This is a genomic window from Campylobacter sp. RKI_CA19_01128, assembly GCF_025771175.1.
Lineage (GTDB): Bacteria > Campylobacterota > Campylobacteria > Campylobacterales > Campylobacteraceae > Campylobacter_D.
The window spans coordinates 1-2333 of sequence record NZ_JAKMPU010000026.1; the positions used below are offsets into that span (position 1 = coordinate 1).

1 pseudogene is annotated in these 2333 nt (G+C 28.8%); it reads right to left on the bottom strand.

The features are described from left to right. Positions 1-2333, bottom strand: a pseudogene (locus L8U98_RS08105) (hypothetical protein); the annotation flags it as partial.

The window sequence follows — 2333 nt, forward strand, 5'->3', positions numbered from 1 at the left end:
TATTCAAAAACAGGCGTTGATTTTTGCAAGTTAGCTATTTGGCGAGAGATTTTTTCATAATCGTCATTTTCGTTGCCATTAACTGTGACTTTTTCTAAATCAGGTATTAACAATGCTACATTATCAAATTGTCCTTTAATAGTAAAATGTTCATTAGAATTAGTACTAGCTTTATCTTGCCAAGCTTCTAGTTGTATTTGATTATTAGCTATAGTAGTAGCTAATTCTCCGCTAAGTTGGTTTAGTCTATCCACTTCAGCTTTTAAAGCATTTAAAGTTTCCTCATTTTTTATAGCAGGGTTTTCATTGATTTTTTTAACATAGTCATTGTATTTAGCTATAGCTATTTTAAGTTGCTCTTGCATGAGTTTTAATTGAGCTAAGGCATTATTAGAAGATTCAACTAGAGGTTTTAATTTATCATTAATAAATGCTAAAAGATTTGCTTTATTAATTGCAAATTTATCATATTTGGTAGAAATATTTTTATACTCATTGCTAATTCCTTCTAATATTTCTTTCATACCTTTTTGACCATATAAAGCTTCCAAGAAAGATATGCTTTGAGCTATGCTTTCACTTAGACCTTGAATTTTGCTAAGATCTTTTATATCTACCCAGTAATTTCCAGCAAATATTTCATCAAGCCATTTATTTAAATCTTCTGCACTAATTACATCATCACTATCTAAGATAACATCAGGATCTGTAGGATCGGTTGGTTTAGATGGCTTAGATGGTTTTTCTATGGTGTTAGCTTTAGATAAAAAGTCTTCGTATGCATCGCTTTGAGTAGAATCGTTATAAGTGTGGATGTTTATTTTATCATTGGTATTACCCCAATAGTTTTGATCAGTAGTTGCATTGCTTAAATCGTTTTCATGATGATAGATATGGATGTTTTTGAAATTTATCTCACTGCTAGCATTATATTTACGCATATGTCCAAAAAATTTACCAGAATATTCTTTTTCATTTCCATTATAAGTACTAATAATTGAAGTATTTGGGCTAAAAAATAAAAAAATTTTTTCAAATTTTTTTAATTCAGGCCCATCTATTCTACCTATAAATCCACCAGCATAACTACCTGTAAACTCATAGGGATAATCTACATCATAACCACCGCTAGACTTAATGGTATTAATATTATTTAAAGATATATTTATAAAAGAACCATAATGTAGTCTGCCTATAAATCCACCAGCAATATTATAACTATAATCACCACCACTAGAAATAATATTTCCTATATCATTTAAATATATATTTGTAAAATTTCCACCGGCTTCACCAGCAAACCCACCAGTGGGATTATAACTATAATCACCACCACTAGAAATAATATTTCCTATATCATTTAAATATATATTTGTAAAATTTCCACTGACATTTCCAACAAACCCACCAATATAATTGTCACCGTTGCCATTAGAAATAATATTTCCTATATTATTTAAATATATATTTGTAAAATCTCCATTGGCATTTCCAACAAATCCACCAATTGCTTTGGTTGCTGATAATGTTTCAATTTTAATATTTCCTATATTATTTAAATATATATTTGCAAAATCTCCTCTAGCATCACCAACAAACCCACCAATACGAAAATCTACGAAAATATTATTATTTATATCAATATTAATTCCACCACCCATATAATCTACATTGATATTTTTAAAAGTAGCACCATCTGCATTTCCAAATACACCTATTCCAATATATCCAATATATCCAATATAATCATCTAACTTAGTTATATCCATATTAATATTTTTTAAAGTAAATCCTTGACCATCAAAAATTTTTGAAAAAGCATTATTCTCTAAAGATCCAACTATCATAGATGTACATTGCCCAGGAGCTATACAATAATTGGCATAGTTTTTACCCTGATTACCACCAAAATCAATATCATCTACTAATTTATAGGTGCTAAAGAAATCTCTCATGCTGTTTTTATTTTCATTCCACCCCTTAGCAAAGTGCCACCAATCAACATCAGAACCTATAGTTGCATGTTTTTCAAATTTATCTTTAGTTACTAATTTTTTATTGCCTAAATTTGTCTTATCTATATTGCTATATTCATCAGTCTCAAAATTAAGTCCTTTTTCACCATAGTTATAATAAGATGTAGTAGATTGTTGTAAAGATCCTTTTACATACGCACTAGCTATAATAGAATCTGATTTAATTCCATCTACTAATATATTGACTTCATTCCCTACTAAATGAATTTTTTCAGCTTTATTACCACTTGGATTTTTTAAAGCATCACCACTAACATTATCATTATGTTTGCCATTGATATGGCCACCATCTATACT